Origin of the sequence: Bradyrhizobium sp. JR4.1, from assembly GCF_040548605.1 — a bacterium.
GTDB lineage: Bacteria > Pseudomonadota > Alphaproteobacteria > Rhizobiales > Xanthobacteraceae > Bradyrhizobium > Bradyrhizobium canariense.
Genome location: NZ_JBEPRY010000002.1, coordinates 173482 through 196585, shown reverse-complemented (window position 1 = coordinate 196585; position 23104 = coordinate 173482). Strand labels below are relative to the sequence as shown.

Below are 23104 nucleotides of genomic sequence, written 5' to 3'. Positions count from 1 at the left end.
GGTGGGCGATCATGCATTCATACAGGTGTTTTGCCCGACGCCGCAAGTCCATTTCGGCAATACCGAAATTTATCGAGCTTTTTCAACCCCATGTCTACTGTGCATGGGGTTGATTTCTCGCTTTTTGTTTGGAGGGCGCCTAACCCGCGCCCGCGCGCTTCTTCTGCCAGACTAAATGCACCGCGCAGGTGCAGCCCGGCGGATGCGAGGCAAGCTCCTTCGACGTTTCGTCGTTCGCCGGCGTTGCCGCGAACGCCGCCTTGTCGCTCGCGCCCTCTCGCGCCGGGATGTAGTTCAGGATCGGCGCGAGCCAACGCTCGGTCTCGGCGACGCTCATGCCCTTGCGCGCAGCATAATCCTCGACCTGATCGCGCTCGATCTTGCCGACGCCGAAATAATAGCTCTCGGGACTGGCGAGATAGAGCCCCGACACGGAAGAGCCCGGCCACATCGCAAAGCTCTCGGTCAGCTTCACGCCGGCGGTGTTCTCGGCGTCGAGCAGCTCGAACAGCGTCGCCTTCTCGGTGTGATCGGGCTGCGCGGGATAGCCGGGGGCGGGACGGATGCCCTGGTACTTTTCGAGGATCAACTCGTCGGTCGAGAGCGCCTCGTCGGGCGCATAGGCCCAGAACTCGCGGCGGACGCGGGCATGCATGCGCTCGGCAAAGGCTTCGGCGAGGCGGTCGGCCAGCGCCTTGCACAGGATCGAGGAGTAGTCGTCATTGGCCATCTTGAACCGGTCGGCGACCACATCCTCGCCGATGCCGGCGGTGACGACGAAGCCCCCGACATAATCGGGCACGCCGGTGGTGGCGGGTGCGACGAAGTCGGACAGCGCGGCGTTGAAACGGCCCGCGCGCTTCTCGAGCTGCTGGCGCAGCGTGTGCAGCGTCGCGATCGTCCTGGTCCGGCTCTCGTCGGCATAAAGCACGATGTCGTCGCCCTCTGCATTGGCCGGCCAAAAGCCGACGGTGGCGCGCGCTCGGAACCATTTTTCCTTGACGATCAGGTCGAGCATTTTCCGCGCGTCTTCGTAGAGCGAGCGCGCGACCTCGCCGACCTTGGCATCGCTAAGGATGGCGGGGAAGCGCCCGGCGAGCTCCCAGGTCTGGAAGAACGGCGTCCAGTCGATATAGGGCACCAGCTCGGCGAGATCGTAGTCGTCAAAGCTCCTGGTGCCGAGGAAGGTCGGCTTCACCGGCTTGTTGGCGGCAAAGTCGACCGGCACGCGGTTGGCGCGGGCGGTCGCCAGCTTCAGCCGCTTCTTGTCGGCCTGGGCGCGCATATGCGCATCCGAGATCTTTGCGTATTCGGCGCGGACTTCGGCAGCATAGGCCTCGCGCCGCTCGGGCGACAGCAGCGCGGACGCAACACCGACCGCGCGACTGGCGTCGTTGACATGCACCACGGGGCCGGCGCGATAGCTCGGGTCGATCTTCACCGCCGTATGCACACGGCTCGTGGTGGCGCCGCCGATCAGCAGCGGCAGCTTGAGGCCTTCGCGCTGCAATTCGCCGGCGAAGAACGCCATCTCGTCGAGCGAGGGCGTGATCAGGCCGGACAGCCCGACGATGTCGGCCTTCTCCGCCTTCACGGTCTCGACGATCTTGGCCGCGGGCACCATCACGCCGAGGTCGATCACCTCGTAATTGTTGCACTGGAGCACGATGCCGACGATGTTCTTGCCGATGTCGTGGACGTCGCCCTTGACGGTCGCGAGCACGATCTTGCCGGCGGACGAGGAGCCTTCCGTGCCGATGCCGTTGGCGAGATTGCGCGCCTTCTCCTCTTCCATGAAGGGCATTAGCCAGGCGACAGCCTGCTTCATCACGCGGGCCGACTTCACCACCTGCGGCAGGAACATCTTGCCGTCGCCGAAGAGATCGCCGACTACGTTCATGCCGGCCATCAGCGGTCCCTCGATCACGTCGAGCGGGCGCGTCGAGGCCTTGCGGGCCTCTTCGGTATCCTGCTCGATGAATTCGGTGATGCCGTGCACCAGCGAATGCGACAGCCGCTTCGCCACCGGCCATTCGCGCCAGCTGAGATCGGCTTCCTTAGTCTGGGTCTTGTTGCCGCGGAATCTTTCCGCGAGCACCAGCAGACGCTCGGACGCACCGGGGTCGCGGTTGAGGATGACGTCCTCGCACACCTGGCGCAATTCGGGATCGATGTCGTCATAGACGATCATCTGCCCGGCATTGACGATGCCCATGTCCATGCCGGCCTTGATGGCATGATACAGGAACACCGAGTGCATGGCCTCGCGCACCGGCTCGTTGCCGCGGAACGAGAATGACAGGTTGGACACACCGCCAGAAATGTGCGCGCCCGGCAGATTCTTGCGGATCCAGCGCGTCGCCTCGATGAAGTCGACGCCGTAATTGTTGTGCTCCTCGATGCCGGTTGCGATCGCGAAAATATTCGGATCGAAGATGATGTCTTCCGGCGGGAAGCCGACGCGGTTCACCAGGATGTCGTAGGCGCGCTTGCAGATCTCGGTCTTGCGGGCGAACGTGTCGGCCTGGCCGACCTCGTCGAACGCCATCACCACGACGGCCGCGCCGTGGCGGCGGGCGATCTTGGCCTCGTGAACGAACTTCTCCTCGCCCTCCTTCATCGAGATCGAGTTGACGACCGGCTTGCCCTGCACGCATTTCAGGCCGGCCTCGATCACCGAGAATTTCGAGGAATCGACCATCACCGGGACTCGGGCGATGTCGGGCTCGGCGGCGACGAGGTTGAGGAAGGTCACCATCGCGGCTTCCGAGTCCAGAAGACCCTCGTCCATGTTGACGTCGATGATCTGCGCGCCGTTCTCGACCTGGTCGCGCGCGACTTGCAGCGCGGCGGTGTAGTCGCCGGCAGTGACCAGCTTGCGGAAGCGGGCGGAGCCGGTGACGTTGGTGCGCTCGCCGACATTCACGAAAGGAATCGCGTCGGTCAGGATGAACGGCTCGAGGCCGGAGAGCCGCAAGCGAGGTTCGATCTCCGGCACGATGCGCGGCTTGTGCGGCGCGACCGCAGCCGCAATCGCCGCGATATGGTCCGGCGTGGTGCCGCAGCAGCCGCCGACGATATTGACCAAACCATCACGCGCGAACTCGCCGACCAGGCGAGCCATGTATTCCGGGGTCTCGTCATACTGGCCGAACTCGTTGGGCAGGCCGGCATTGGGATAGGCACAAACGAGCGTGTCGGCGACGCGGCCGATATCGGCGATATGCGCGCGCAGATCTTCCGCGCCGAGCGCGCAGTTGAAGCCGATGGTGACGGGCTTGGCGTGCTGCACCGAATGCCAGAACGCTTCCGGCAACTGGCCGGACAGCAGGCGGCCGGACTTGTCGGTGATGGTGCCCGACACCATCACGGGCATGTCGATGCCGCGTTCTTCGGTGATCTCGGCGATCGCGTAGAGCGCCGCCTTGGCGTTCAGCGTGTCGAAGATGGTCTCGACCAGCAGCAGATCGACGCCGCCGTCGAGCATGCCGTTGATCTGCTCGCCATAGGATTTGCGCAAATCGTCGAACGTGACGGCGCGGTAGCCGGGATTGGACACGTCGGGCGAGATCGAGGCGGTGCGGTTGGTCGGTCCGATGGCGCCCGCGACGAAGCGCGGCTTGCCGTCCTCGGCCTCGACGCGGCGTGCGGCATTGCCGGCGAGGCGGGCGCCTTCGCGCGCCATCTCGTAGATGATGTCGGCGAGATCGTAATCGGCCTGCGCGATCGAGGTCGTGGAGAACGTGTTGGTCGCGACGATGTCGGCGCCGGCGCGCAAGTAAGCCGCGTGGATGTCCTCGATCGCCTGCGGCTGGGTCAGGATCAAGAGATCGTTGTTGCCGCGCAGGTCGCGATGGAAATCCTTGAAGCGCTCGCCGCGGAAGGCGGCCTCGTCGTACTGGAGGTTCTGGATCATCGTGCCCATGGCGCCGTCGAGCACGAGGATGCGCTCGCGAGCGGCATTGAGCAGGGCAGTTCGCTTCGGAGAGGGAGATACGGTCATTTCTCTTACGCCGCCTTCTGTGCGCTCTTGGCGCGAATGCCGAGCAAGTGGCTGATCGCGAACACGAGATCGGCGCGGTTCATGGTGTAGAAATGGAAGGTGTCGACGCCGTGCTTGGCCAGCTTCTGCACCTGGCCGGCGGCGACGGTGGCCGCCACCAGCTTGCGGGTCTCGGCGTCGTCGTCGAGGCCCTCGAATTTCGCGGCGAACCAATCCGGCACGGAGGTGCCGGCGCGGGTGACGAAATTGCGAGCCTGCTTGAAATTGTGCATGGGCATGATGCCCGGCACGATCGGGATGTTGATCCCGCGCGCCCGCACGCGGTCGAGATAGCGGAAGTAGAGGTCGTTATCGAAGAACACCTGCGTGATCGCGCGGGTCGCGCCCGCATCGACCTTGGCCTGCAGCGTGTCGATGTCATCGTCGAAGTCGCGCGCCTCGGGATGCTTCTCGGGGTACGCCGACACCGACACCTCGATATCGCCGTGCCGCTTCTTGATGCCGGCGACGAGGTCGGCGGAACTCTGGTAGCCGTCGGGATGGCTGGAGTAGGCCGTGCCGATGCCGCCGGCGGGATCGCCGCGCAAAGCCACGATGTGGCGGACGCCGACCTCGTGATAGCGGTCGACGATCTCGTCGATCTCCCCGCGCGAGGCGCCGACGCAGGTCAGATGCGCGGCCGGCAGCAGCGCGGTCTCTTTCAGGATGCGCGAGATGGTCGCGTGGGTCCGCTCACGGGTCGAGCCGCCGGCGCCATAGGTCACTGAGACGAATTTCGGGTCGAGCGGGGCCAGGCGGTTGATGGTGTCCCAGAGATTGCGCTCCATATCTTCCGTCTTGGGCGGAAAGAACTCGAAGGAGATCGCAGGCCGCTTCAGGTACCCGTCGGTGTGGGCAGGCATCGTCGCGTCAGTCATGGGCACCACTCACTCCAAGGGCTCGCCGGGTCGTTGGCGGCCGGCGGTCAGGTCTAGATTGGGAGAGGTCAAGATAGGCCAAAGCGGCCGCTCTCGACAGCCCATCAGTGATGGGAAATTGCCCACTTTACGGGTATAAATTAAGAAACGTCTGAGGTTAGAGGTCGAGGTGGGAAATTCGATTTTAGATAAAATATCTGATATATCAGATATATAATAGAGGAGGGTGGTTCGTTCGGCGCGAATTTGTCGGTGGGCAATATGAAAATGATACTATTAGCGCGGTCGCTGTCCCAACACTGCGGCGAAGTCCCGCGAGTCCGCGGCCTGCACGTCAGACCTGCGCGCCCGGCCCATTGCCGCTGCGCCGCTCTCCACTACGTTAGCGCGCCATGATCCCGCTCTCAGTCCTCGTTCTCCGTCGTCACAAGCGGCACAAAGCCCGCCGCGGCGCTGCGCAACAGCATCGACCTGGCGCGCCATGTCGATGGGCTCGGCTATGTCCGCTACTGGCTCGCCGAGCATCACAATCTCGCCTCTGTCGCTAGTCCGGCGCCCGACGTGATGATCGGGCAAATCGCGGCGGTGACGAAGCACATCCGCGTCGGCTCCGGTGGCGTGATGCTGCCAAATCACGCGCCGCTGGTCGTGGCCGAGCGCTTCAAGATGCTGGAGGCGTTGTTTCCCGGCCGCATCGATCTCGGCCTCGGCCGCGCCCCCGGCACTGACGGTGCCACGGCCTATGCGCTGCGCAGCCGGCTCGACCGCCGCGAAGGCGATGATTTCCTCGAGCGGCTGCACGAATTGATCCTGTGGCAGACCCGGGAATTCCCCTCGGGCCATCCCTACCACAACGTCGTCGCGATGCCCGACGATACGCCGTTGCCGCCGATCTGGCTGCTCGGCTCCAGCGATTATTCGTCGGAGCTCGCCGCGCAGGTCGGCATGGGCTTCGCATTCGCCCATCATTTTGCGTCCCACGATGCGATCGATGCGATGGTGCACTATCGCAATCGTTTTCAGCCCTCGGCCTGGAGTGCGAGTCCGCGCGCGATCCTCGCGGTCGCCGTCATCACGGCCGACACCGATGACGAAGCCGAAAAGCTCGCCGCGTCTTTCGACCTCAACCGCCTGCGCCGCGACCGCGGCCAGTATCTTCCGTTGCCGAGCGTCGAAGAGGCACTGGCCTATCCCTATAGCGACTCGGAGCGGATCTCGATCCGGCGCAACCGCTCGCGCCTGTTCGTCGGCAGCACTGCAACCGTGCAGAAGACACTGCAGCCGTTGATCGACGCGAGCAAGCCGGACGAGTTGATGGTGATCACCGCCGTGTACGATCACGAGGCGCGCAAGAAATCGTATTCGCTGCTGGCGGAGGCGTTCGGACTTAAGGCGGTCGGATAAAGCTCTCGTGCCCCGGCTCGCGCTTCGCGCGTCCGGGACACGGGACTATTCCATCGTCGCGCGGAACGGGTGGCCTGGATACACGCCGACGATGCGGAATTCGCGCGAGAAGAATTTCAGCTCCTCGATCGCGAAAGCGAGGCCCTTGTCCTCGGGGTGGCCGTCGACGTCGGCGTAAAACTGGGTGGCGAAGAAATTGCCGTCGACCATGTAGCTCTCGAGCTTGGTCATGTTGACGCCGTTGGTGGCAAAGCCACCGAGCGCCTTGTAGAGCGCGGCCGGCAAATTGCGCACCCGGAACACAAAAGTCGTGACCAGCGGACCGGAGCCCTGTGCGGCCCATTTCGGTTCGCGCGCCAGCACCACGAAGCGCGTGGTGTTGTGGGCCTCGTCCTCGATGTCCTCGGCCAAAATGTCGAGGCCGTAAATCTTTGCGGCCAGGCGCGAGGCGATCGCGGCCACCGTCTTGTCGTTGCGCTCGGAGATGTCGCGGGCGCTGCCGGCGGTATCGGCGTGCACGATTGGCTTGATGCCGAGCTTGCGGATGATGCGCCGGCACTGGCCGAGCGCGTGCACATGGCTTTCGACGCTCTTGATGTCTTCGAGCCGGGTGCCCTTCACCGCCATCAGCTGATGCCGGACCGGCAGAAACCATTCGCCAATGATGAAGAGGCCGGAGGCCGGCAGCAAATGATGGATGTCGGCGACGCGGCCCGCGACCGAATTCTCGATCGGGATCATACCGAGATCGGCTTCGCCGGACGAGATCGCCGACAAGGCGTCCTCGAAGGTGGCGCAGGGCATCGGCTCGGCGTCGGGATAGGCCTCGACGATGGCGATGTGGGAATTGGCGCCAGGCTCGCCCTGGAATGCGATTTTCAGCTTGCTCATGCTCGGCCTTGTAACAGCGGCTCAGGATTTGGAAAGGATGCTGCGGGCGGTTTCCAGGTCCGCCGGCGTGTCGACCCCGCGGGGCACGGTATCGACAATGGTGAAGTCGATGCGCATTCCGGCCTCGAGCGCCCGGAGCTGCTCGAGCTTCTCCTGCAATTCCAGCGGCGAGGGCGGGAGCCGGACGTAGCGTTCCAGCGCGGCACGGCGATAGGCATAGAGACCGATATGGTGGTAGCGCGGTCCGTCGCCGGTCGGGGCGGTTGCGCGGGTGAAATAAAGTGCGCGCATACGTCTGCCGCCGAGCGAGGTCCCGATCGCCTTCACGACGCTCGGCGCGAGGTCCTCCTCCTCGGTGTGGATCTGCGAAGCCAGCGTTGCGATGTCCACGACGGGGTCTTGCAGCGGCGGCAGCACCTCGCGGATGTTGTCGATCGTGATGGTCGGGAAATCGCCCTGCAGATTGACCACGATCTCGGCTTTGCCGTCCGGATCGAGCTTCAGCATGGCCTCGTGGATGCGGTCGGAGCCGGACGGGTGCTCCGGGCGGGTCATCACGGCCTCGCCGCCATGGGCGGTCACGACGGACGCGATCTCCGCCGTGTCGGTTGCGACCGCGACCCGGCCTATCCCGGCGGCTTCGGCACGGCGCATGACGTGCACGATCATCGGCTGCCCCGCGATATCGGCGAGCGGCTTGCCGGGCAGGCGGGTGGCGGCCATGCGGGCCGGAATAAGCACCAGGATGCGGGGATCGATCATGATTCAAGGGCCTGGGTTCAAGGGCCTGGAAACGGGGCGTTTTCCGCGCCGAGAAATGGGTGGGGACGGGCTTGAAGCCCGCTCGCTTATACGGGTTGCCAGACCCCGGGCAAACCGATATCTCAATGGCAAAACTCGGGGAAACAGTTAAGGAACGTTGATTCTCCGAGGCTCGTCCTGGCGGCCGCATTGGGCCGCTCGATCCTTCTTGCGGTGTGGGGCCTGGCCGGAAATGGACTCTTTCGAACTGAACAAGATTCTCGGTGCCGTGCTCGGCACCTGTCTCCTTCTGCTGGTGACGAGCTTCACCGCCCAGGCGTTGTTCTCGCCCAAGATGCCGGAAAAGCCGGGGTTCGAGATCGCAGTGAAGGAAGACGCCGGCCACGGCAAGGAAGGCGGAGCTGCCCCCACGGCCGCCGAGCCGATCGAAAAGCTGCTGCAGACCGCCTCGGTCGAGAAGGGCGCTTCCGCCGCCAAGAAGTGCGGCGCTTGCCACACCTTCGAGAAGGGCGGCCCCAACCGTGTCGGTCCGAACCTCTACGGCGTTGTCGGCGACCATGTTGGCGAAGGTCGCGGCGGCTTCAACTTCTCGGCAGCGATGAAGGCCAAGGGCGGCACGTGGGACTTCGATGCGCTCAACAAATTCATCGCCAATCCCAAGGCGGCTGTCCCGGGCACCGCGATGGGCTTTGCCGGCATTCCGAAGGATAGCGAGCGCGCCGACGTGATCGCTTACCTGAACAGCCTCTCCGACAGCCCGAAGCCGCTGCCCACCGCGGCGAAGTAAGGCCTGTCGACTTCGCTCTTCGTACGCGGCCGGGCTCAAAGCCCGGCCGTTCGCTTATCCGGGCCTCGCGGCGTTGTTATCGGGGCGTTTGGCCGCAGCGATCAGCCAGCCGGCCTTCCAAGATGAGGAAAAAGCAACATATTCCGTCGAAACCTCGCCTATATTGGGAACTTAAAGGAGTAGCCTCCTTCAAGACAGGAATGTTGATTTGGCCCTTACCCGACGCGATCTCCTGCTCACTGGCACTGCTGCCGTAACGCTCCCCGCCCTTGGTTCCGTAGCGGGCCTTCCCGCCGTCGGCGTGGCACACGCGCAATCCGCCAACGAGCCCACCTGGCGCCATGCTCTGTCGCTGTTCGGACAGGTCAAATACCCCGCGGACTTCAAGCGCTTCGACTACGTCAATCCGGAAGCGCCAAAAGGCGGCGTCGCGCGCCAGATCGCCGTCGGCACATTCGACAATTTCAACATCGTCGTCTCCGGTGTGAAGGGGCAAGTCGCCGGCGCCGTAGCATTCATCTACGAATCCCTCACGACGGCCGCGCTCGACGAAGTCTCGACCGAATACGGCGCGCTGGCCGAGGCCGTCAGCCATCCGGATGATTTCTCCTTCGTGACTTACCGCTTGCGGCCGCAAGCCAAATGGCACGACGGCAAGCCGGTTACGGCCGACGACGTGATCTTCTCGCTCGATTCCTTCAAGAAGCACCACCCGCAGTACTCGGCGTATTACAGCCATGTGGTGAAGGCCGAGAAGGTCGGCGAGCGCGAGGTGAAATTCGTGTTCGACGCGCCGGGCAACCGCGAATTGCCGCAGATCGTCGGGCAGCTCACGGTCCTGCCGAAGCATTGGTGGGAGGGCACCGACGCGCAGGGCCGCAAGCGCGATGTCTCCGCCACCACGCTCGAAGTGCCGCTGGGGTCGGGCCCCTACCGGGTCAAGGAATTCGTTGCCGGGCGGTCGATCGCGCTGGAGCGCGTCAAGGACTATTGGGGACGCGATCTCGCCGCCAATGTGGGCCGTAATAATTTCGACGAGCTGCGCTACGAGTATTTCCGCGACGCCACCGTGGCGATCGAGGCCTTCAAGGCCGATCAGGTCGATTGGCGCACCGAGAACAGCGCGAAGAACTGGGCGACAGCCTACGACTTCCCGGCCGTCACCGAAAAGCGCGTGATCCTCGAGGAGTTCGCCAATCGCAGCTCGGGCGTCATGCAGGCCTTCGTGCCGAACCTGCGCCGCGCCAAGTTTAAGGATCCGCGCGTGCGACGCGCGCTCAATTACGCGTTCGACTTCGAGGAGATGAACAAGCAGATCTTCTACGGCCAGTACAAGCGCATCAGCAGTTATTTCGACGGCATCGATGAGCTGATGGCGACCGGGTTGCCGCAGGGCAAGGAGCTCGAGATTCTCGAGACGGTCCGCGCCGAGGTTCCGCCCGAAGTCTTCACGACGGCCTATACCAATCCAGTCGGCGGCAGTCCGGAAGCCGTGCGCGACAATCTGCGCGAAGCGCTGCGCCTGTTCAAGGAAGCCGGCTACGAGGTGCGCGACCGCAAGCTGATCGACGTCAAGACCGGCACCCAGTTCTCCCTGGAGTTGCTGAACTCGGATCCGAGTTTCGAGCGGATCACGCTGTTCTATAAGCCTTCGCTGGAACGGCTCGGCATTGCCGTCAGCGTGCGGACGGTGGATCCCACCCAGTACGAGAACAGGACGCGCGAGTGGGATTTCGACATCGTCACCAACTCCTGGGGCGAGTCGCAGTCGCCGGGCAACGAGCAGCGCGAATTCTGGTCCTCGAAGACGGCCGACATCGCCGGTTCACGCAATATTACCGGCATCAAGAATCCGGCTGTCGACAAGCTCATCGAGCGGGTGATCTACGCCAAGGGTCGCGACGATCTCGTCGCGGCAACCAAGGCACTCGACCGCGTGCTCCTGTGGAATCACTACGTCGTGCCGCAGTGGACTTATACGAAGGTCCGCACCGCGCGCTGGGATCGGTTCGGCCGGCCGGCGGAATTACCCAAATACGGTCAGTCCGGCTTTCCGTTCATCTGGTGGTACGACGCGGACAAGGCGGCGCGGATCGCAAAGAAGTCGTGAAGGACATTCTCCGCATGGCGCAGCTTTCACGCCGGCATGTGCTGGCCTTGGGTGCCGGTGGCGCGTTCGGCGTCTCCTGGCTCCGGGGCGCGGCAGCGTCCGAGATGCCTGCCGAGGCCCACGGCATGTCGGCCTTCGGCGACCTCAAATATCCCGCCGATTTCCATCACTTCGACTACGTCAATGTCGACGCGCCGAAGGGCGGCACTTTCTCGCTTATCCCGTCGGTGCGCGCCTACAATCAATCCTATCAGACCTTCAACTCGCTCAATGCCTTCATCCTCAAAGGCGATGGCGCGCAGGGCATGGACATGACCTTTGCGCCGCTGATGGTGCGCGCCAATGACGAACCGGACGGGATGTACGGGCTTGCCGCCAAGTCTGTAAAGATATCGGCAGACAGGCTGGTTTATCGCTTCACGATGCGACCCGAGGCGAAATTCCACGACGGCACCAAGCTGACCGCGCACGACGCGGCGTTTTCGCTGACGTCGCTGAAGACGAAGGGCCATCCCCTGATCATCGTGCAGATGCGCGATATGGTCAGCGCGGAAGCTGTTGACGATGCGACGCTTGTTGTGACCTTCGCCAAGGGACGCGCGCGCGACGTGCCACTCTATGTGGCGAGTCTGCCGATCTTCTCGAAAGCCTACTATGCCTCCCGTTCGTTCGACGAAACGTCTCTGGAGATCCCGTTGGGTTCGGGGCCGTACAAGGTCGGCAAGTTCGAGGTCAACCGCTACATCGAATACGAGCGCGTCAAGGATTGGTGGGCTGCCGATCTGCCCTCCTGTCGCGGCAGCTACAATTTTGACGTCGTGCGCTACGAATTCTACCGCGACCGCGATGTCGCCTTCGAAGGTTTCACCGGTAAGAACTATCTCTATCGCGAGGAGTTCACCTCTCGGATCTGGGCGACCCGCTATGACTTCCCTGCGGTGAAGGACGGTCGCGTCAAGATGGAGGTCGTGCCCGACGACACGCCCTCCGGCGCGCAAGGATGGTTTATCAACACGCGGCGCGACAAGTTCAGGGATCCCCGCGTGCGCGAGGCACTGATCGACGCCTTCGACTTCGAGTGGACCAACAAGACCATCATGTACGGTGCTTATGCCCGCACGGTGTCGCCATTTCAGAACTCGGACCTCATGGCGAGCGACGGGCCTCCGCCGCCGGAAGAGCTGAAGCTGCTGGAGCCGTTTCGCGGCCAGATTCCCGACGAGGTGTTCGCTGCGCCGTTCACGCCGCCGGTCTCGGACGGCTCCGGGCAGGACCGCAGCCTGCTGCGCAAGGCGCAGCAACTGCTCAGCGACGCCGGCCTGCCGATCAAGGACGGCAAGAGGGTGCTGCCGAACGGCGAGATCTTCAGGATCGAATTCCTGTTGGACGAGGCTTCGTTCCAGCCGCACCATGCGCCCTACATCAAGAATCTCGCGACGCTCGGCATCGAAGCGAGCGTGCGCCTCGTCGATGCCGTGCAATACAAGGCGCGCCAGGAAGATTTCGACTTCGACATCACGATCCAGCGCTTCAGCATGTCGGCGACACCGGGCGATGCTATGCGCGCGTTCTTTTCCTCGCAGGTCGCGGCGACCAAGGGCTCCTATAATCTCGCGGGCGTCGCCAGTCCGGCCATCGACGCCATGATCGAGAAGATCATGGCGGCGGACAATCGCGAGGACTTGACCGTCGCCTGCCGGGCCTTCGATCGGCTGTTCCGCGCCGGCCGTTATTGGGTGCCGCAATGGTACAACAAGACGCACCGGCTTGCTTATTGGGACCAATTCGGTCATCCGCAGAAGCCGCCGCGTTATGCCAACGGCGTCGGTGCCCCCGACATCTGGTGGTACGAGGGCGGCAAAGCCGCCAGGCTCGAGCAGGCGAAACAGCCATGAGCGCCTATATCGCCCGCCGCATCCTGCTGATGATCCCGACCTTGCTCGGGATCCTCTTCGTCTCCTTCATCGTCGTGCAGTTCGCGCCGGGCGGGCCGGTCGAGCGCGTGATCGCGCAGCTCTCGGGCGCCGATACCGGCGGGACCTCGCGCATTTCGGGCGGCAGCGACTTTGCGCAACGCGCCCCGGGGCAGTTAGGCGCTGGCGGCGACGCTATCAATTCGAAATATCGCGGCGCGCAAGGCCTCGATCCCGATTTCATCAAAAAGCTGGAAGTGCAGTTCGGCTTCGACAAGCCGGCCCCGGAGCGCTTCGCACTGATGGTCTGGAATTTCGCCCGCTTCGATTTTGGCAAGAGCTATTTTCGCGATGTCAGCGTGCTGCAACTCGTCAAGGAGAAGTTGCCGGTCTCGATCTCGCTCGGCATATGGCTGACGCTGCTGACCTACCTGATCTCGATTCCGCTCGGCATCCGCAAGGCGGTCAGGGACGGGACGCGCTTCGACACCTGGACGTCGAGCGTGCTCGTGCTCGGCTACGCCATACCCGGGTTCCTGTTCGCGATCCTCTTGATCATCCTGTTTGCCGGTGGCTCGTTCTTCAACTGGTTCCCGCTGCGCGGACTGACGTCAGACGGCTGGTCGCAATTTCCGTGGTACTGGAAGATCATCGATTATTTCTGGCATTTGACGCTGCCGCTGATCGCCATGGGGCTCGGTGCGTTCACCACCATGACGTTCCTGACAAAGAATTCGTTTCTGGACGAGATCCGCAAGCAATACGTGATGACCGCGCGCGCGAAAGGCTGCAGCGAGAATAGGGTGCTCTATGGCCACGTCTTCCGCAACGCGATGCTGATCGTCATCGCCGGCTTTCCCTCGACCTTCATTCACGCTTTCTTCTCGGGCTCGCTTCTGATCGAGACCATCTTCTCGCTGGACGGACTGGGACTGCTCAGTTTCGAGAGCGTTCTCAACCGCGACTACCCCGTGGTGTTCGGCACGCTCTTCATCTTTTCGCTCGTCGGCCTCGTGATCAACCTGATCTCTGACCTGACCTATATGTGGATCGATCCGCGAATCGATTTCGAGGCGCGGGAGGTCTGATGACGCTGGCCGCCCCCACCACGCCGATCGAAACCACTGCGAAGTCGCCGCTCGGCAATGCCGTGCCGATCACGCGCAAACCGTTCGTGCCGTCGCCGCTCAACAGGCGCCGCTGGCAGAATTTCAAGGCGAACCGGCGCGGCTATTGGTCGTTCTGGATCTTCCTGATCCTGTTTGTGGTGTCGCTGTTCGCCGAGCTGATCGCCAATGATCGGCCGTTCCTGATCAAATATGATGGCCACCTTTATTGGCCCTCCGTCGTCACCTATTCGGAAACCACTTTCGGCGGCGATTTCGAAACGGCGGCCGACTATCGCGATCCCTATCTGCAGAAGTTGATCAAGGACAAGGGTGGCAGCATCGTCTGGCCGCTGATCCGCTATTCCTACGACACCCACAATCTCGATCTGCCGACGCCGGCGCCGTCGAAGCCGACCTGGATGCTGACGGAAGCGCAATGCAAGCCTGTCGTCGAGAAGAAAGGCCTCAAGAGCTGCCGCGATCTCGAATACAACTGGCTCGGCACCGACGATCAGGGCCGCGACGTGGTGGCGCGGCTGATCTACGGCTTCCGCATCTCGGTGCTGTTCGGCCTCTGCCTGACCATCGTCTCCTCCATCGTCGGTATCGCGGCCGGCGCGGTGCAGGGCTATTTCGGCGGCTGGATCGACCTGTTGTTCCAGCGTTTCATCGAGATATGGACTGCGATTCCTTCGCTCTATCTACTGCTGATCCTGTCGTCGGTGCTCGTGCCCGGCTTCTTCGTGCTTCTCGGCATCCTGCTGTTGTTTTCCTGGGTGTCGCTGGTCGGACTCGTGCGCGCGGAATTCCTGCGCGGGCGCAATTTCGAGTATATCCAGGCGGCGCGGGCGCTCGGCGTGTCGAACAAGGTCATCATGTTCCGGCATCTGTTGCCGAACGCGATGGTCGCGACCATGACGTTCCTGCCGTTCATCGTGTCGAGTTCGGTGATGACGCTAACGGCGCTCGACTTCCTCGGGTTCGGACTGCCGCCCGGCTCGCCGTCGCTCGGCGAGCTGCTGTCGCAGGGCAAGTCCAACGTGCAGGCGCCCTGGCTCGGTTTCTCCGGCTTCTTCTCGGTCGCCATCATGCTGTCGCTCTTGATTTTCATCGGCGAGGCCGTGCGCGACGCGTTCGATCCGCGCAAGACGTTCAGGTAAGCCAATGGACGCGATCAACCAGCCCCTGCTCAGCGTGCGCGAGCTCTCGGTGGCCTTCCACCAGGGCGGCGTCACCACGCTCGCGGTCGACAAGATCTCGTTCCAGATCAGGCGCGGCGAGTGCGTGGCGCTGGTCGGCGAGTCCGGCTCCGGCAAGTCGGTCAGCGCGCTCTCGATCCTCAAGCTCTTGCCCTATCCGAACGCCTCGCATCCTTCGGGCAGCATCCACTTCAAGGGCCAGGAACTGATCGACCGGTCGGAGCAGGAGATGCGGGAGATTCGCGGCAGCGACATCTCCATCATCTTCCAGGAGCCGATGACCTCGCTCAACCCACTGCACACGATCGAGGCGCAGATCGGCGAGATCATCCAGCTGCACAATCCGACCAGCAATGCCGAGGCGCGCAGGCGGACGCTGGAATTGCTGACGCAGGTCGGCATTCCCGAGCCTGAAACGCGGCTGAAGAGCTATCCACACCAGCTCTCCGGCGGCCAGCGTCAGCGCGTGATGATCGCGATGGCGCTCGCCAACGAGCCTGACCTCTTGATCGCGGACGAGCCGACCACGGCGCTCGACGTCACCGTGCAGGCGCAGATCCTGACGCTGCTCGCGGAGATCCGCAGTCGCCTCGGCATGAGCCTGCTCTTCATCACCCACGATCTCGGCATCGTGCGCCGCATCGCCGACCAGGTCTGCGTCATGAAGGGCGGCGAGATCGTCGAGCAGGGGCCGGTCGAGCAAGTGTTCAAGACCCCGAAGCATCCTTACACGCGCGACCTGCTTGCCGCGGAGCCGAAGCCGGATCCGGCGCCGCCGCAGCCGGATGCGCCGGTGGTGATGTCGGCCGACGACCTGAAAGTCTGGTTTCCGATCAAACGCGGGTTGATGCGCAAGACGGTCGGTCACATCAAGGCGGTCGACGGTGTCAGCATCGCCGTGCGCAAGGGCGAGACGCTTGGCGTCGTCGGCGAGTCCGGCTCGGGCAAGACCACGCTGGGGCTCGCATTGCTGCGGCTGATCTCGTCGAACGGACGCATTGTGTTCCTGGGAAAGGATATCCAGGGCCTGCGCTTCAAGGAGATGCGGCCGTTCCGGCGCGACATGCAGATCGTGTTCCAGGATCCGTTCGGCTCGCTCAGCCCGCGCATGTCGGTCGCCGACATCGTCGCCGAGGGCCTCACCGTGCATCAGCCGCAGCTCTCGCGCGGCGAGCGTGAGGAGCGCGTCGTCAAGGCGCTCGAGGACGTCGGACTGAAGCCGGATACCCGCCACCGTTATCCGCATGAATTCTCCGGCGGCCAGCGCCAGCGCATCAGCATCGCCCGGGCGGTGGTGCTGGAGCCGGATTTCGTCGTGCTGGACGAGCCGACCAGTGCGCTCGACATGCTGATTCAGGCGCAAATGGTCGATCTGCTACGTGAATTGCAGCGCCGGCGCGATCTCACCTACATGTTCATCTCGCACGATCTGCGCGTCGTCGCCTCGCTCGCCAGCCATCTGATCGTGATGCGCGGCGGCAAGGTGGTCGAGGAAGGCCAGGCCGCCGAGCTCTTCAAGAACCCGAAGACGGATTACACGCGCGCGCTGTTTGCGGCGGCGTTCCGGCTGGAGACGGCGGGGAATGGGTCTGCGGCGACTTAGCGTCCGTCAGAGCCGCTTGATCGCGGTGACCTCGCTGCCGGCTTGCTTGATCCTTGCGATGGCCGGCTCGATCGGCTCGATCGCCGTTGCCATGTGATGCGCATTGGCGTGGACCATAGTGTCGGCGTCGCGGACGATGGCGACATGACCCTTCCAGAAAATGAGATCGCCGCGCAGCAAGCTGCTCCGCTCATGCGGCTCCAGCGCGCGGCCGAGGCCGGCCTGCTGCATGTCGCTGTCGCGCGGGCAGCCGATGCCCGCTGATGTCAGCGAGATCTGGACGAGGCCGGAGCAATCGACGCCGAGGCTGCTCTTGCCACCCCAGAGATAGGGCGTGCCGACGAAACGCTCGGCGACTGCGACGAAATCCGGCTCGCGATGGCCAAGCGGGGCGAGATGGGCCTTGGGCAGATATTGTCGGTCGCCCGTCACGGCGAAGCTGCCGTCCTCGCGTGCAACCGCGATCTTCGATCCCATCACCAGCGTGTCCGCCGGCGGCAGCTTGATCGAGGGGCCGGGGAAGGCAAAGGTTCGTAAAGCCCTGACTATGTGGGTCGGCGCGGCCGCAGGCTTCATGAGCGCTGCGTCCGGCAGCCAGCCGACATAGCCGTCACCGGAAAGCTGACCCCATGCCCAGCCTTCGCTGTTGCGGTCGTAGACCGTGACGCGCTCGCCGCGCAACGCTTGCGTCATCAGCATCGCGTTCGGCGACGGCTGCTCGCGCACGGGCGCGATCGCCTCGATCATCTCGAATTCCTCGCCCGTGACGAAGCGATCCGCCTGCACCGTGCCTTCGAGATACTTCGCGGCGAGGTCGCCGCGCGCGGGTGTCAGCCTTGGATCTCGTCCCGGATCACGCATAGCGCTCGCTCAGCAATGTGTAGATCGCGCGCGCGGCCTGGCACTCGCCGCCCTCGGGGCGTGCGGGCTTCGCCGACGGCGTCCAGCCGTAGATGTCGACATGCAGCCAGCTCTTGGCCTGTTCGACGAAGCGTTGCAGGAACAGCGCGCAGATGATCGAGCCGGCAAAGCCGCCTGACGGTGCGTTGGTGATGGTGGCCGTCTTGGAGTCCAGCCACGCATCGTAAGGCGGCCACAGTGGCATGCGCCACAACGGATCGTTCTCCCTCGCCGCGCATCGTGCGACGTCGGCGGCCAGCGCCTCATCATTGGTGTAAAAGGGCGGCAAATCCGGCCCCAGCGCGACGCGTGCCGCTCCCGTCAACGTGCCGAGATCGATCAGCAGGTCCGGCTTTTCCTCGTCCGCCAGCGCCAGCGCGTCGGCGAGCACCAGCCGTCCCTCCGCGTCCGTATTTCCGATCTCGACCGTGATGCGCTTGCGCGAGGTGAAGATATCGAGCGGGCGGAAGGCATTGCCCGCGACCGCGTTCTCCACGGCCGGAATCAGCACGCGCAGTCGCACCTTCAGCTTCGCATCCATCACCATGCGCGCCAGCGCCAGCACGTTGGCGGCGCCGCCCATGTCCTTCTTCATGATCAGCATGCCGCTCGACGGCTTCAAGTCGAGCCCGCCGGTGTCGAAGCAGACGCCCTTGCCGACCAGCGTCACCTTGGGATGGGCCGGGTCGCCCCAGCCGATGTCGATCAGCCGCGGCGCGCGGCTAGATGCCATGCCGACGGCGTGGATCAGCGGAAAATTCGTCTTCAAGTCGTCACCGATGGTGCAGGCAAAGCTTGCACCGAATTCGGCGGCGAGATCCTGCGCGGCCGCGGCCAGCTCCTCCGGCCCCATGTCATTGGCCGGCGTGTTGATGAGGTCGCGCGCCAGTGTTGCGGCGTTCGCCATGCGGTTGATCTCGGTCGCGTCGACGCCGTCGGGCGGCACGAGGCGGACCTCGGGGCGATCCGCCTTGCGGTACCGGGCGAAGCGGTAGCTGCCGAGCGCGAAGGCGAGTGCGGCGAGCCGTGCATCGTGCGGTGCATTGGCGAAGCGATAGATGCCCGGCGGCAGCAGGCCGGGCAGGGCGCCCGGTCGGAACAGGTCGCGCGATCTTGCACCTTCGTCCTCGAGCCCGAACAGCACTTGCGCGATCGCGCCATCGAGCGCGGGCAGCGCGAGATAGCCGCCCGGCTTTGCGGTAAAGGCGCTCGCAATGGCGAACTGGCGTTGCGCCGCCGGTAGCCCCTCGGCGACCTGATCCCAGCTCGACTTGGTGACGAAGGTGATCGGGATGGCGGTAGGCGACGTCTCGAAGACAGAAGGCATTGGCGGGTCCGGATCCAGATCGAGCGGGTCATACGAACGGACGAGATTTCGCAGAGTTTTGCCGCCGCCGCAATCAGCTTTGCTGCCACCGTTCAGCGATCCGCTACTCGCAGCAAGGGGGCCATGCTAGGTTCCGGCAACGGCCGTCGGGTGCGGAGATCTCCGGCGGCCGACGACAAAGCCGGCCGGGAGGAAATGCAATGGAATTTGTGTGGAGCGTGGTCACATTCATCGGCCAGGCGGTCGAGGCGATTTTTGGCTATGTCGAGCATCATCATTGGATATTCGCGTTCCTTGCCGGCGGTTACGCCTTCTATCTCCACGACCGCTCCGTTCACGCGCGGTTCGATGCACTGGACAAGCGCATTGACGAAATCCGCAAGCGGCTCGCCATCGAATATTGATCAAGTGTGCGAAACCATCATCGGGCGGGCCCCGTATCTCATGCCAAGATCCGCGGTTCGCGCGAGCGGCCGCGGGGCTTTACTAGCGCTGCGGTTGTGGCATTATTGGCCAATATTTTAGATTGTGTCGTGCGGGTTCTGCACGTGGCGAAAGTCATTGCTACCTGGCTCATCACGGCCTGGGTTGAAACCGGCCTGAATCTGATCGTCGAAGGCATTTCTCTCATCGTTTGCGCGGCGCGACATTCGCAAATGAGCGACGCAAAATGGATAGATCGTTCGTCATCGTACAGATTTCCGACCTGCATCTGGACGGGTCTGGTCGACTGCTTGCGACGATCGAGACGCTCAATGCCGCAATTCGCGAGAGGATGGCGGACTTCGCGGACATTCCCGATCGCATCCTGCTGATCACCGGCGATATCGTGGACGACCCGACGCCGCCTGCGCTCGACGAAGCGCTCGCAGTCATCGCGTCCTTCCGACAGACCGGGCTGTTCACCGACATCCAGGCAATCGCCGGCAATCACGACGTCAAGCGCTCGAGCCAGCGTGCAGGCCGCTACGACGTCTATGATTACCTGCATTTGCCGCGGACCTCGAAGAGCGTCTACTACCGTCAGGCCGGCCTCGATCTGGTGCTGCTGGATTCCAACCGCGCGAGCCTCACGACGCTCGCGAGCGGCAACGTCGACCAGAGCGCCTATCACGCCATGGTTTCGGATTCCGCGCGGCTGAGCGTCGAGCTCGCGGGCAGCCTCGGCTCGGGCGGCCGCGCCGATTATGCCGAGCCGGTGGAAAACCTCGTGCGCGTGCTGGCGCTGCACCATCATCCACTGCCGCAGGCGACCGGAGAAGGAAAGCGGTTTCTCGGCGTGCCCGACGAACCGCTGATGTATCTCGCCGCGCCCGCGACCTTCCTCGAAGCGGCGACATCGCTCAACGTCGATCTGGTTCTGCACGGACACCGGCATGTCGAAGGGTTGACGCGCTATTCGATTCCCGATCCGCGCGCCATGTCGAGCGAGAGCGATGAAGCATTCTGGCGCACGATCTACGTCTTGTCCTGTCCGTCATCGACCGGGCAGGCCGGTGACGACGCCGGCTTCAACGTCATCCATTTCGGCCCGATGTCCCATCCGATGTCCCATGGCGGCCGCACCGAGTATCGCTTCGCGATCGCCCGCTACTCACGTCCGCGCAAGGATGGTGTCTTCAGGCTCCTCGATTCCAACCTGCCGCACGGCGTCGTCGGGCTGCCGGCCGGGCGGGATTTTTCCCGAGATCCGGCCGTCCAGTCGGGCATCGAGATCGACGCATGCACGACGCTGAAACGGGATCAGGTCGCGGCATTCGCCCGCCGGCTCCTGCTGCGCCGCGCCTTCTATGCCGATGGCGAGGCGGATTGGGCCGATTTGCTCCACGTCTATCTCGTCACCTCCCACGTCTGGGCAGATCTCGAAAGCAAGTTATCGAGATCCGCACGCAAGCATGAGGTCGACGCCGCGGCCACGGTGACATCGCTGCTGCGTCGGTTGATCGAACAATCTGCAAATGTGCTCGGCATCGACGATTTTCAGCTCGACGAGCTCCGCGCGAGGCGTCTGGTCAATCGTGACGACCTTCGGCGCGAATTGCCGAGGGTGGCGCGCCCGGGTATCGATCTCGAGATCGAGACGCGGCAACGATTGCAATTGCTGCGAGACCTGAACGAGCAGGCAAAGGCGCTCGGTCTCGATCCGGGTCTCGGCGGCAAGGTCCCGCCGCCGGCGCCGCAGTGAGGGACGCGGGTCCGGGGAATTAACCGGCCGTTAGGGTTAACAGTCTATTGCTGGCGCGTTCGGCTCGATCAATCGGCTCGAGAGTCAAAGCGTCATGCGTCAACGGTTCGGTCTTGAACGGTTCAGTCTTGGACGGCTCAGTCTTGCCCGGCTTTTCGCGTCCACCTCGCTGGTCGCGGCGGTGGCCATGGGCCTCGGCGGCTGCACGGCGATGTCGAAACTCTCCGACGTCACGGGCTCGGTCGGGCCGCGAGCGGAAGCCGCTCCCACCGATCCCGCGCGTGCTGCCGAAGTCTATGGCGAGCGCTATCGTGCCAATCCCAAAGACGCCGATGCGGCGCTCGCCTACGGTCAGGCCTTGCGCGCCAGCGGCCAGCACGCCCAGGCCGCCGCCGTGCTCGAGCAGGCGACCATCGCCAATCCCGGCAACAAGGCGCTGATGGCCCAATACGGCCGCGCGCTCTCCGACAACGGCAATTTCCAGCAAGCCTTCGACGTGTTGTCGAAGGCGCATTCGCCCGATAACCCGGATTGGCGCCTGCTCTCGGTACAGGGGACGGCGCTCGATCAGATGGGCCGTCACGAGGAAGCGCGCTCCTATTATGCGAGCGCGCTCAAGATCGCGCCTGGCGATCCCGGTGTGCTCTCCAATCTCGGCCTGTCCTATATGTTGTCGAGAGACCTGCCGAAGGCCGAAGACGCCCTGCGGCAAGCCTATGCCTCGCCGCGCGCAAACGCGCGGGTGCGGCAGAATCTCGGTCTGGTCGTCGGTCTCCAGGGCCGCTTCGCCGAAGCCGAGACCATCGTGAAAGCGGACCTGCCGCCGGACCAGGCTGTGGCCAACGTCGCCTATCTCAAGGAAATGCTGACCCGCAACGACGTCCGGCGTGGTGCGCCGAAGCGGATTCCGGTCGCCTCGCTCGGCCAGCCCGACTGATCAGACGTGATCTTCGAGTCTTGATCTTCCAATCTTGAAGGCGCCCGCGGACCGTGCGCGGTCCGCGTCTAACGTCATTGCATCTCGGTGACCTTGATCCCCGTCGGCCCGAGGATGACGACGAACAGCACCGGCAGGAAGAACAGGATCATCGGTACCGTCAGCTTCGGCGGCAGTGCTGCGGCCTTTTTCTCGGCTTCGTTCATGCGCATGTCGCGATTTTCCTGCGCCATCACCCGCAAGGATTGACCGAGCGGGGTGCCGTAACGCTCGGCCTGCTGGAGCGCGAGACATACCGACTTGACGCCCTCGAGCCCGGTGCGCCGCGCGAGGTTCTCGTAGGCGACCTTGCGATCCTGCAAATAGGATAGCTCGGCCGTGGTCAGGGTGAACTCCTCGGACAGCGCGATCGACTGGCTCACGATTTCGACCGCGACCTTCCGGAACGCCATCTCGACCGACATGCCGGATTCGATGCAGATCAGGAGCAGGTCGAGCGCATCGGGAAAGGCGCGCTTGATCGAGAGCTGGCGCTTGGAGATCGCGTTCCTGAGGAACAGCATTGGCGCCTGAAGTCCGAGATAGGCCGCACCGACGCAGATGCCGATCTTGATCGGCAACGACTGCTGCATGTGCGCGATCAGGAACACGTAGATGACCGAACCGACGAATAGCACGATCGGGGCAACCAGGCGGGCGAACAGGAAGGTGATGTAGGGCGCCTGGCCTCGATAGCCCGCCATGATGAGCTTGTCCCGCGCAGCTTCCTGCGCGAGCCATTTGGTCAGGTTGAAGTCATCGACGACCTTCGAGACGAGCTGCTTCGGCGTCTGTCGCAGCGAGACTTTTTCACTCTTGTGGAGGCGCTCGCGCTCGCGCTGCCGGATGCGCTCACGTTCGTTCGCAACCGCCTTCATGCGCTTGGAAAGGCCCTCGCCGGCGAACAGCGGCATCACCAGCGTATAGACGGTGGCGCTGGCGGCGATGGCCGCCAGCAGCATCGTCATGAAGTGAACGTCGTGAAGTTTCGCAACGAGGAACTCTACCATAAGGCACC

At 63.7% G+C, this 23104-nt stretch carries 16 protein-coding genes and 1 pseudogene; 10 read left to right on the top strand and 7 right to left on the bottom strand.

The features are described from left to right. Positions 1–139: 139 nt before the first annotated feature. Both metH and metF read right to left on the bottom strand, forming a co-directional pair. The gene (gene metH, locus ABIB90_RS06180) at positions 140–4003 is read right to left on the bottom strand and encodes a methionine synthase (protein WP_354200438.1); all 3864 of its coding nucleotides are present in this window, start codon (positions 4001–4003) and stop codon (positions 140–142) included. A gap of 5 nt (positions 4004–4008) precedes the next feature. Then, positions 4009–4920, bottom strand: a complete 912-nt coding sequence (gene metF, locus ABIB90_RS06175) for a methylenetetrahydrofolate reductase [NAD(P)H] (RefSeq protein WP_354200437.1) — start codon at positions 4918–4920, stop codon at positions 4009–4011. Between the two features lie 392 nt (positions 4921–5312). On the opposite strand from metF, the pseudogene ABIB90_RS06170 reads away from it, so the two are divergent. Then, a pseudogene (locus tag ABIB90_RS06170) lies at positions 5313–6324 on the top strand (LLM class flavin-dependent oxidoreductase). Between the two features lie 45 nt (positions 6325–6369). On the opposite strand, the gene ABIB90_RS06165 reads toward ABIB90_RS06170, so the two are convergent. Both ABIB90_RS06165 and ABIB90_RS06160 read right to left on the bottom strand, forming a co-directional pair. Then, complete coding sequence (locus ABIB90_RS06165) at positions 6370–7215, bottom strand: prephenate dehydratase (RefSeq protein ID WP_007599747.1); 846 nt, start codon at positions 7213–7215, stop codon at positions 6370–6372. A gap of 21 nt (positions 7216–7236) precedes the next feature. After that, a complete protein-coding gene (locus ABIB90_RS06160; RefSeq protein ID WP_007599748.1) occupies positions 7237–7977 on the bottom strand; it encodes a 3-deoxy-manno-octulosonate cytidylyltransferase in 741 nt (246 codons plus the stop codon). Between the two features lie 232 nt (positions 7978–8209). Here ABIB90_RS06160 and ABIB90_RS06155 point away from each other — a divergent pair, with 232 nt between their 5' ends. The 6 genes from ABIB90_RS06155 to ABIB90_RS06130 all read left to right on the top strand — a co-directional run bounded on the left by ABIB90_RS06155 (position 8210) and on the right by ABIB90_RS06130 (position 16698). Further along, positions 8210–8764: a c-type cytochrome gene (locus tag ABIB90_RS06155; protein ID WP_007605350.1), complete on the top strand. Its 555-nt coding sequence runs from the start codon at positions 8210–8212 to the stop codon at positions 8762–8764. A 208-nt stretch (positions 8765–8972) separates the two neighbouring features. Then, positions 8973–10874, top strand: a complete 1902-nt coding sequence (locus tag ABIB90_RS06150) for an extracellular solute-binding protein (RefSeq protein WP_007599751.1) — start codon at positions 8973–8975, stop codon at positions 10872–10874. 14 nt (positions 10875–10888) lie between these two features. Further along, positions 10889–12769, top strand: a complete 1881-nt coding sequence (locus tag ABIB90_RS06145; protein ID WP_354200436.1) for an extracellular solute-binding protein — start codon at positions 10889–10891, stop codon at positions 12767–12769. Continuing rightward, positions 12766–13875 (top strand): microcin C ABC transporter permease YejB, encoded by a 1110-nt coding sequence (locus tag ABIB90_RS06140; protein ID WP_007605353.1) that lies wholly within the window; start codon positions 12766–12768, stop codon positions 13873–13875. Before ABIB90_RS06145 ends, ABIB90_RS06140 begins: the two co-directional genes overlap by 4 nt. Next, the gene (locus ABIB90_RS06135) at positions 13875–15056 is read left to right on the top strand and encodes an ABC transporter permease (RefSeq protein WP_007599755.1); all 1182 of its coding nucleotides are present in this window, start codon (positions 13875–13877) and stop codon (positions 15054–15056) included. The genes ABIB90_RS06140 and ABIB90_RS06135 overlap by 1 nt, the downstream gene beginning before the upstream one ends. 4 nt (positions 15057–15060) lie before the next feature. Continuing rightward, complete coding sequence (locus tag ABIB90_RS06130; protein ID WP_007599757.1) at positions 15061–16698, top strand: ABC transporter ATP-binding protein; 1638 nt, start codon at positions 15061–15063, stop codon at positions 16696–16698. Between the two features lie 6 nt (positions 16699–16704). Here the strand turns inward: ABIB90_RS06130 and ABIB90_RS06125 are convergent, their stop codons facing one another. Beyond that, complete coding sequence (locus tag ABIB90_RS06125; protein ID WP_354200435.1) at positions 16705–17559, bottom strand: C40 family peptidase; 855 nt, start codon at positions 17557–17559, stop codon at positions 16705–16707. Beyond that, positions 17552–18925 (bottom strand): leucyl aminopeptidase family protein, encoded by a 1374-nt coding sequence (locus ABIB90_RS06120; RefSeq protein WP_354200434.1) that lies wholly within the window; start codon positions 18923–18925, stop codon positions 17552–17554. The genes ABIB90_RS06125 and ABIB90_RS06120 overlap by 8 nt, the downstream gene beginning before the upstream one ends. A gap of 200 nt (positions 18926–19125) precedes the next feature. Here ABIB90_RS06120 and ABIB90_RS06115 point away from each other — a divergent pair, with 200 nt between their 5' ends. The 3 genes from ABIB90_RS06115 to ABIB90_RS06105 all read left to right on the top strand — a co-directional run bounded on the left by ABIB90_RS06115 (position 19126) and on the right by ABIB90_RS06105 (position 22047). Continuing rightward, positions 19126–19329, top strand: a complete 204-nt coding sequence (locus tag ABIB90_RS06115) for a hypothetical protein (protein ID WP_007599763.1) — start codon at positions 19126–19128, stop codon at positions 19327–19329. A gap of 266 nt (positions 19330–19595) precedes the next feature. Then, on the top strand, positions 19596–21110 hold the full coding sequence (locus ABIB90_RS06110) for a metallophosphoesterase family protein (RefSeq protein ID WP_007599764.1): 1515 nt from the start codon (positions 19596–19598) through the stop codon (positions 21108–21110). Between the two features lie 94 nt (positions 21111–21204). Next, positions 21205–22047, top strand: coding sequence for a tetratricopeptide repeat protein (locus ABIB90_RS06105; RefSeq protein WP_354200433.1), 843 nt, complete (start codon positions 21205–21207; stop codon positions 22045–22047). Positions 22048–22121: 74 nt separating this feature from the next. On the opposite strand, the gene ABIB90_RS06100 is transcribed toward ABIB90_RS06105, so the two are convergent. After that, the gene (locus ABIB90_RS06100; RefSeq protein WP_007599767.1) at positions 22122–23096 is read right to left on the bottom strand and encodes a type II secretion system F family protein; all 975 of its coding nucleotides are present in this window, start codon (positions 23094–23096) and stop codon (positions 22122–22124) included. Positions 23097–23104: the final 8 nt, after the last annotated feature.

What these genes read in the sequence shown, in the direction of transcription:
- metH (WP_354200438.1), bottom strand. Translation starts at nt 4,003, where the DNA reads ATGACCGTATCTCCCTCTCCGAAGCGAACTGCCCTGCTCAATGCCGCT.
- metF (WP_354200437.1), bottom strand. Translation starts at nt 4,920, where the DNA reads ATGACTGACGCGACGATGCCTGCCCACACCGACGGGTACCTGAAGCGG.
- ABIB90_RS06165 (WP_007599747.1), bottom strand. Translation starts at nt 7,215, where the DNA reads ATGAGCAAGCTGAAAATCGCATTCCAGGGCGAGCCTGGCGCCAATTCC.
- ABIB90_RS06160 (WP_007599748.1), bottom strand. Translation starts at nt 7,977, where the DNA reads ATGATCGATCCCCGCATCCTGGTGCTTATTCCGGCCCGCATGGCCGCC.
- ABIB90_RS06155 (WP_007605350.1), top strand. Translation starts at nt 8,210, where the DNA reads ATGGACTCTTTCGAACTGAACAAGATTCTCGGTGCCGTGCTCGGCACC.
- ABIB90_RS06145 (WP_354200436.1), top strand. Translation starts at nt 10,889, where the DNA reads ATGGCGCAGCTTTCACGCCGGCATGTGCTGGCCTTGGGTGCCGGTGGC.
- ABIB90_RS06140 (WP_007605353.1), top strand. Translation starts at nt 12,766, where the DNA reads ATGAGCGCCTATATCGCCCGCCGCATCCTGCTGATGATCCCGACCTTG.
- ABIB90_RS06135 (WP_007599755.1), top strand. Translation starts at nt 13,875, where the DNA reads ATGACGCTGGCCGCCCCCACCACGCCGATCGAAACCACTGCGAAGTCG.
- ABIB90_RS06130 (WP_007599757.1), top strand. Translation starts at nt 15,061, where the DNA reads ATGGACGCGATCAACCAGCCCCTGCTCAGCGTGCGCGAGCTCTCGGTG.
- ABIB90_RS06125 (WP_354200435.1), bottom strand. Translation starts at nt 17,559, where the DNA reads ATGCGTGATCCGGGACGAGATCCAAGGCTGACACCCGCGCGCGGCGAC.
- ABIB90_RS06120 (WP_354200434.1), bottom strand. Translation starts at nt 18,925, where the DNA reads ATGCCTTCTGTCTTCGAGACGTCGCCTACCGCCATCCCGATCACCTTC.
- ABIB90_RS06115 (WP_007599763.1), top strand. Translation starts at nt 19,126, where the DNA reads ATGGAATTTGTGTGGAGCGTGGTCACATTCATCGGCCAGGCGGTCGAG.
- ABIB90_RS06110 (WP_007599764.1), top strand. Translation starts at nt 19,596, where the DNA reads ATGGATAGATCGTTCGTCATCGTACAGATTTCCGACCTGCATCTGGAC.
- ABIB90_RS06105 (WP_354200433.1), top strand. Translation starts at nt 21,205, where the DNA reads ATGCGTCAACGGTTCGGTCTTGAACGGTTCAGTCTTGGACGGCTCAGT.
- ABIB90_RS06100 (WP_007599767.1), bottom strand. Translation starts at nt 23,096, where the DNA reads ATGGTAGAGTTCCTCGTTGCGAAACTTCACGACGTTCACTTCATGACG.